Below are 7948 nucleotides of genomic sequence, written 5' to 3' on the forward strand. Positions count from 1 at the left end.
CCCCGCCGATGAGCGAGCTGCCGGCTCCGCCCGCACCGCCGCGCCCGCCGCGCATCAATTCTGATGAGCTGCGCCGCGAATTGCGCAAAGACGGCGTGCTCGGAGCCGATGAGAAGAACCTGCAGTTTCAGCTCAACGCTTCGGGGCTGACGGTGAACGGCAAGAAGCAGCCCGACGCGCTGGCCGATAAATACCGGAAAATGACCGGCCACACCGACGGCAAGAACTTCAACGTGACGATTTCGACCCAGGAAGACTAAGCGAGTAGTTGGATTGCGCTTTTGAGCGTGGTCTGAAAACTTAATAGAACGTCATGCTTCGACAAGCTCATCATGGTGCTCTATTAAGTTTTCAGCCCCAGCCTTATAGAATTGATGATTAGAAAAAGCCGGCCTCCTGACTGGGAGGCCGGCTTTTTGGCTTTGGCCGCGGGCTGAACCAGCCAAGAAAGATGTGTAAGATATCGGCTTTAGCCCAACGATTGTGAGGTAAAAGAGTAAGAAAGACAGTACGTTCATCTTACCAAAACCCTCTATTTATGTTCAATTCATTCTTTCCATTCAACTCGCTGCGCGTGGGCACGCTGGCGGCGGCTTTGGCCGTGAGCGCGGCCGGTTTCAGCAGCTGCGGCATCAGCGAGCAGGTGCAGCAGGCCAAGGCGTTTAAGGGCGTCGATGTGCGCCTCGTGAACGTGGAGCAGGCCACGCTGGCCGGCATCGACGTGACGCGGGTGAGCCAGGCCAGCGACCTCACCACCCTGCAGAAAGCCGCCCTGCTGGCCGGCTACGCCTCACGCAACCTGCCGCTGCGCATGCGCGTGAACCTGGAGTTTCGCAACCCCAACGACGAAACAGCGGCCCTCAACGAGTTCGACTACATTGCCCTCATCGACGGCAAGCAGGTGGCCACCGGCCACACCACCCAGCGCATCGAGGTGCCCGCTAACGGCGGCGTGACCACCGCGCCCATTGAACTCGAAAGCAACCTGCGCGATGCCCTCGGCGACCAGACCGAGGAAAGCCTAGCCAATTTCGCCCTCGGCCTGGCCGATGGCAACCGCCAGCCGGTGCGCCTCACGCTGCGCCTCAAGCCTACGTTCATCACCAACAGCGGCCGCCGCATCTCGCCCGGCGGCTACGTCACGGTCGATAAGGAATTCCGCGCCACCGACCTGCTCGACGCCGCCGCCCGGCGCGATACGGTGGGCCGCCGGCCCTAATAGACGGAGTACCCCGAATTTTCAATTCGGCTCGTAAGAACACGCATCCGACGAATCGGGCAACGGGCCGAATTGAAAATTCGGGGTACTCCGCCTCTAATACAAAAAAGGCCGCTCCACCAACGTGGAGCGGCCTTTTTGTGACCGGAGACCCGGCTGTCGTTACTCGGCGGCCACGGCCAGTGGCGTGGCGCGGCGGCCACCGTAGGCAGCTACGGCGGCGCTCAGGGCCAGGGCCAGGGCCATGAGCAGGGCGGCTTTGGAGAGACCTTCGGCGGCTTTGTCGCCGGCTTCGCGGGCGGCGGCTTCGGCTTTCACCTTGCCTTCTTCGAGCTTGGCGCGGGCCTGCTTGGCGGTCGTAATCCAGTTATCGACAATCTGCTCCGACTCGGCGCGGCTCTTGCCGGTGCGCTTCATCACCACGTTCACGGCGGCGTCGCGGTCGGCGGCGTTGCCAATGTTTTCGGCTTTGCTGGTGAGGCGGTCAATCAGCTCGTCGAAGTTGTCGTCGGCCGCCTGGGGGTTGGCGGCGCTTTCGCGGGCTTCGGCTTTAGCGTCGCGGCCGGCGGCTTTGGCATCGCGCTCCAGCTTGTCGGGGTTCAGCTCGGCTTTGCCGGTCTGGCGCAGCAGTTGGCGGGCTTCGCGCTTCAGGTCGTCGGTGTTAATGCCGCGCTCCTTCAACTCGTCTTTCAGTAGCTCGCCGGCTTTGGGGGCCACGGCGGCAACGCCCTTGCCCACGCCCGTGAGGGCCCGGCCGGCCACGCCGGTTACGCCGCCAATAATGCGGCCCACGGCGGTAGTGAGCAGGTAAAACGTGAGCAGCGTCACCACCGACCACGTGAGCAGGCCGTGCAGCAGGCCATCGGTGCGGCGCGGAATGCCGGCCAGTCGGCTGGCTACCGTGGCGCCCACGTAGATGGAGGCCAGCGAGCTCAGTAGCCACCAGATACCGGCCCCGATGCCGATGCCGGACATGGGGTTCTGCTCCTCCAGCGGGTCGATGGTGCCGAGGCCGATGCCCAAGCCCAGCAGGCTCAGCGAGAGCTGAATAACGAGGGCCAGCACGGCCCCGGCGAATACGGCGCCCCAGGAAATGCGTTTGACAATGGGCAGCGGCGCGGCGGCGTAGGTAGCCGTGAGCGGCGGGTGGTTGGCGTCTGAAAGAGTAGCCATAAGGGAAATGGTGGTTAGTGAGTGGCCCGGGGGCCGTAGGGTGAGGTGAAAGGCCTTTTTGGGAAAAGCTTCAGCGGCATACGGCTGGCCTACGGTTGAGTTTATAAATGGATGCTGTTTCGGGCTGGGTGAAGCCAAAAACCGGGCGAATGGTTGGCTGGGGACGGCTGTGAAATGGCCGTTAAAGCCGTTGGGGGCAGCCAGGCGGGCGGGGCAAAAAATTATGGCCTGGCGCTGTAACGGAACGCCGCGCGACCGGTATTCTCCCCGGTTCCAGGCCTTGGCCGCCGGCCCGGCGGCGCCGATGAACAAAATGTGAAATCTGGGCGCCGCCGCGCAACTCTCACCTGCTTTTCTGCATCTCTTGGCCCCTTCGAAGGTCTTTTATTCGGAGTAACTACATGTATCGTTTTTTACTTATTTGTTGGCTGATATGCCTCACCGGCCTGGTGCAGGCCCAAACGCCGGCCGTTTCCGCCACTTCCGCCACCAACCTGGCACTACCAGCGCCCAAGCGCCAGCTGCAAGCTGTGCGCCTGACCGCTAACGCTCCCAAAATGGACGGTGTGCTCGACGAGGCCGTGTGGCAGACGGCCCCCGTGGCCACCGATTTCTACGAGCTCGAGCCCAAGCCCGGCCCCATCGAAAAGCATAAAACCGAGGTACGGGTGCTGTATGATGACGCCGCACTCTACATCGGCGCGGTGATGCACGACGTGTCGCCGGACTCCATTCTGCACCAGCTCAGTGCCCGCGACGATTTTGGCAACACCGACTGGTTCGGCGTGTTCATCGACACTTACAACGACCACCTCAACGGCTACGAGTTTCTGGTGAGCTCGGGCGGCGTGCAGGTCGACGCCCGGCAGTCGCCCACCAACGGCGAGGACGGCTCCTGGAACGCCGTGTGGGAATCGCGCACCGCCATGCGCGGCACCGACTGGGTGGCCGAGCTGCGCATTCCGTTTTCAGCTATTCGCTTCAGCGCGGCCCCCGAGCAAGTGTGGGGCATCAACTTTGCCCGGCAGCGGCGCATCACGCGGCAAAAGTTTTTCTGGAATGAGATTCGGCCGCAGGTCGATGGATTCGTGAACCAGTGGGGCCTGCTCACCGGCCTGCGCGACCTCAAGCCGCCGCTGCGCCTCTCGCTCACGCCCTACGTGAGCGCCTACGTGAACCACTACCCCTACAACGTGGAGGGCAAGCAGAACGCCAGCACCAGCTTCAACGGCGGGGCCGACGTGAAGTGGGGCATCAACGAGAGCTTCACGCTCGATGCCACGCTGGTGCCCGATTTCGGGCAGGTGCAGAGCGACAACCAGGTGCTCAACCTGTCGCCGTTTGAGGTGCAGTACAACGAGAACCGGGGCTTTTTTACGGAAGGCACCGAGCTGTTCAACAAAGGCGGCCTGTTTTATTCGCGCCGGGTGGGGGCGCAGCCCATCGGTTTCTACGACGTGAACGAGCAGCTACGGACCGGTACGACCGGGCCTGATGGCAAGCGCCGCGCCGGCGAATACGTGGTGCAGAACCCCGGCGTGACGCGGCTGCTGAACGCCACGAAAGTGTCGGGCCGCACGGCCTCGGGGCTGGGCGTGGGCGTGTTCAACGCCCTGAGCAACGACGTGTACGCCACGGTGCAGGACAGCACTACCGGGCAGCGGCGCGACATTCTGACGCAGCCGTTCACCAACTACAACATCGTGGTGCTCGACCAGAGCCTGAAAAACAACTCCTACGTGAGCCTGGTGAATACCAACGTGACGCGCGCCGGCAGCACCTACGACGCCAACGTGACCGGCGGCCTGTTCAAATTTGCCAACAAGGCCAACAGCTACGCCATCAACGGGCGCGTGGTGTACTCGCGCCGCCGAGGCCTGGCCTTCGGCACCGATGAGCAGATTAACGACCAGGATGGCTACAAGTACTACGTGAACTTCGGCAAGGTGTCGGGCAAATTCACCTGGAACATCGACCACGGCATCGAGTCGCACAGCTACAACCCCAACGACCTGGGCCTGCTGTTTGCCAACAACAACATCTCGCAGTCGGCCAACGTGGGCTACAGCATCTACCAGCCCTTCTGGAAGCTCAACCGCCTGAATACGTACGCCGGCATTAGCTACTCGCTGTTGGAGCAGCCCCGGCTGTACCAGGATGCGGGCTTCTACGGCGGTTTCAACACCACCATTACCAAGAACTTCCTCACGCTGGGGGTGAACGTGGACGCCTCGCCGGTTACGCACGACTACTTCGACCCGCGCCGTGCGCCGCTGGGCGACTACTACGTGCGCAAGCCCGCCAACTTCGGCTTCAACGGCTTTTTCTCGTCCGATTACCGCAAGAAATTTGCCTGGGACCTGAGCTACGGCGGCCGCACCTTCGCCGCCGACGGCGACCGCACGGGGCGCTATTCCTACGCCATCACGTTGGGCCCGCGCTACCGCGTGAACGACAAGCTGAGCTTCGTGTACTCGCTGAGTTACAATCAGGTAATCAAGCAGATTGGCTTTGCCGGCGAGCTGAGCCAGTCCGACCCGCTCGACGCGGGGGTGGTGGCGCACTTCGGCGGCTACCTGCCCGACGGCCGCACCGTGGACCCCATGCTGGGCCGCCGCGACGTGGCCACCATCACCAACACGGCCACGGCCACTTACACGTTCACCAACCGCATGTCGTTCAACATCCGCCTGCGGCATTACGTGAGCAACGTGCACTACCGCGACTACGCTCGCCTGAGCCCCGACGGTATCGAAACGCCCGAGCCCGAATACCAGCGCAACCGCGACAATACCTTCAATGCCTTCAACATCGACGCCGTGTACTCGTGGTGGTTCGCGCCCGGCTCGCAGGTGAGCATCGTGTGGAAAAACGCCGGCTCCTCGTACTTCCAGGCCAACGAGGCCACGCCGCTCTATTTCAATAACCTGAGCAACACTATCAATACGCCGCACAACAACAACGTGTCCATCAAGGTGCTGTATTATCTGGATTACCTGGCGCTGCGGCCGCGGCGGGGGTAGCGAGGTAGGGAAAAAGCAGACCGTCATGCTGAGCGCAGCCGAAGCATCTCGCGTGTGGTAGTAATCCTGACGATTGGATTTACTACTGCGCGCGAGATGCTTCGGCTGCGCTCAGCATGACGTTCTTTTTTCTTGTTCAGCTCAAGCAAAAGCCCTACGCCCCCGCCGGCAAATGCCGCTGGAAATGCAGCTGCAAAATGCTGTCAATCTTCTCTTTGGTGAGGGGCTTGCTGACGAGGCCGGAGATGTGTAGCTCTTCGAGGCGGCTCAGGTCGCGGGCGTCCATGGTGGTCGTGAGCATGATGATGACCGTGGCGCCGCGCTGGGCCTGGGGCAGGCGGCGGTAGGCCTCCAGAAACTCGATGCCGTTCATGCCGGGCATGTTCACATCGAGCAGGATGAGGGCGGGCTCGTCGGGGCCGACGGCGGTTTCGAGCAGGTCGAGAGCCTTGGCGCCGTCTTCGGCCGTGAGCAGGTGGTCGGTCACGTTAAGCTGCTGGAACAGCAACTCGTTGAGGAAGTTGTTGGTGGTGTCGTCGTCAACGAGCAGGACGCTGGAGAGTTTTTCCATAAATGAAATGACGGGCGCGGACGCGCGGCTAGGCGGGTAGGGTAACGGTAAAAGTGGTGCCCTCGTCGGGCTGGCTCTGCACCGCGATGGTGCCGCCGGCATTCTCAATCAAACGCTTCACCATGAACAGGCCCACGCCCGAGCCCTCCACGTGCGTGTGCAGCCGCCGGAACATGCCAAACAGCTGCTGCTGCTGGGTTTCGGTGAGGCCCAGGCCGTTGTCCTGCACTTCGAGCACCAGCTGCTGCTGGGCGCAGTGGGCGCGCAGCTGCACCTGGGCCGGCCGGCCGGGCGCGCGGTACTTGATGGCGTTGGAGAGCAGGTTGTACACCACCGAGCGCAGGGTTTTGGGGGCCACGCGCACGGTGTCGCAGTCGGCGGTGTGCACGGTGAGGGTGGCCCCGGCCGCCTCGATGAGCGGGCCCAAATCGAGCTGCACGTTGCCGATGAGTTCGGGCAGGTTCACGGTTTCGGCGGCTTCGGGCTGCTGCAGCTGCGAGATGTCTGTGAGGTGGCCAATGGTTTGCTGGAAGCGGGCCACCGAGCCCTGCATCAGGTCGAGCAGGCGGGGCACGAGGCGGCCCTGCAGCACTTCGGCAGGCAGGTCGTGGCGCAGGGCGTTCAGCAGGCCCTCGATGTTGGCGATGGGCGCTTTGAGGTCGTGCGAGGCCGTGTACACGAAGGTGTCGAGGTCGGCGTTGGTGCGTAGCAGGCGCTGGTTGGTGTGGTGCAGCTCGCGGTTGGTGGCCTGCACCTGCTGGCGGGCCAGTACCTGGTCGGTAACTTCGGTGGCCACGCAGGCAATGCGGCTCACGTTGCCCCGGCCGTCGCGCAAGGGCTGAAACACGAAGCTGAAGTAGCCCGTTTCGTCGGGCCGGTGGTGCGACAGGTGCGCCGGCAACTCGTTCACCAGCACGGTTTCGCCGTTTTCCCAGGCTTGGGCCAGCAGCTCGGGCAGGCCCTGGTCGGCCAGTTCGGGCAGCGCCTCGAAGTAGGGGCGGCCCAGCAGCTGCTCGCGGGTGCGGCCCAGCAACTGGGCCATCAGCGGATTCACGAGGCTGAACACGTAATTGGGCCCTTCCGCCACCCAAATAGCGGTGGGCGACTGCTCAAACACGGTTTCTACCAGCTGCTGCTGGGCATCGCGCTCCTGCCGGGTGCGCACGCGCACCGACACATCGAACCCGAACACGGACACGCCCACGATGCGGCCCTGCTCGCGGTAGGCTTGGTAGGTGAAGTCGAAATAACGTGTGCGCGCCGGCTGGCTCCCCGGTTGCGGAATAAGCACGGGCACCTCGCTTTGAAATTGCGTGTGGCCGTCATCGTACACGCCGTCGAAGAGCTGGCGCAGCTCGGGTGCTTCGGGAAAGGCGTCGGCGAACACGCGCCCGCGCAGCTCGCGGCCCGGAAACAGGCCCTGGTAGGCAGGGTTGCAGTAGTCGACGCGGTGCTCGGGCTCGCGCAGCAGGCAAATGGCGGCCGGGGCCTGCTCGAACAACTGGTACACGTTTTCGCGCTCCTGGCCCTGGCGCTTGAGCACGCCCAGCATGGCGGTTTGCAGGGTTTCGGCCTGCTTGCGGGCCCGCACCCGGTCAGTTACATCCACGATGAAGGCCAGAATGCCCTGCGGGCGTTGCTGCCCGTCGAACAGCGGCTGGTAGCGCAGGTCGATGTAGCGCTGCGACGCCTGGCCGGTGGCCGGGTCGTGCAGCATCAGCAGAGTTTCGGAGCCCACGAAAGGCTGGCCGGTGGCGTACACCCGGTCGAGCAGGTGAATGAAGCCCTGCTCGGTTACTTCGGGCAGCACCTCAGCCACCGGCCGGCCCAGCTCGCCGCGGCCCGCCACCAAGGCCTGGTAGGGCTCGTTGAAGAACGAAAACCGGTGCTCGGGGCCGTGCAGGGTGGCAATGGCGGCCGGCACCTGGCCCAGAATCTGGCCCAGCAGCGCCTGCTGCACGC

General features: G+C 63.5%; 6 protein-coding genes. 3 read left to right on the forward strand and 3 right to left on the reverse strand.

The genetic code is table 11. The features are described 5' to 3' along the window. Both ACYVDE_RS09930 and ACYVDE_RS09935 read left to right on the forward strand, forming a co-directional pair. The coding region (locus ACYVDE_RS09930) for a hypothetical protein (RefSeq protein WP_460501352.1) at positions 1 to 260 on the forward strand (260 nt) is incomplete at its 5' end. Between the two features lie 278 nt (positions 261 to 538). Then, a complete protein-coding gene (locus ACYVDE_RS09935; RefSeq protein WP_460501353.1) occupies positions 539 to 1219 on the forward strand; it encodes an LEA type 2 family protein in 681 nt (226 codons plus the stop codon). 162 nt (positions 1220 to 1381) lie between these two features. Here the strand turns inward: ACYVDE_RS09935 and ACYVDE_RS09940 are convergent, their stop codons facing one another. Next, positions 1382 to 2392 carry a hypothetical protein gene (locus ACYVDE_RS09940; protein ID WP_460501354.1) on the reverse strand — a complete coding sequence of 337 codons (1011 nt, stop codon included), beginning with the start codon at positions 2390 to 2392 and terminating at the stop codon, positions 1382 to 1384. 401 nt (positions 2393 to 2793) lie between these two features. Between ACYVDE_RS09940 and ACYVDE_RS09945 the strand changes: the two genes are divergently transcribed. Further along, the gene (locus ACYVDE_RS09945) at positions 2794 to 5415 is read left to right on the forward strand and encodes a DUF5916 domain-containing protein (RefSeq protein ID WP_460501355.1); all 2622 of its coding nucleotides are present in this window, start codon (positions 2794 to 2796) and stop codon (positions 5413 to 5415) included. A gap of 154 nt (positions 5416 to 5569) precedes the next feature. Here the strand turns inward: ACYVDE_RS09945 and ACYVDE_RS09950 are convergent, their stop codons facing one another. Next, positions 5570 to 5986, reverse strand: a complete 417-nt coding sequence (locus ACYVDE_RS09950) for a response regulator (RefSeq protein WP_460501356.1) — start codon at positions 5984 to 5986, stop codon at positions 5570 to 5572. A gap of 28 nt (positions 5987 to 6014) precedes the next feature. Then, a partial coding sequence (locus ACYVDE_RS09955; protein WP_460501357.1) for a PAS domain-containing sensor histidine kinase occupies positions 6015 to 7948 on the reverse strand: 1934 nt, incomplete at its 5' end.

The sequence above is a fragment of the Hymenobacter agri genome, from assembly GCF_054778495.1.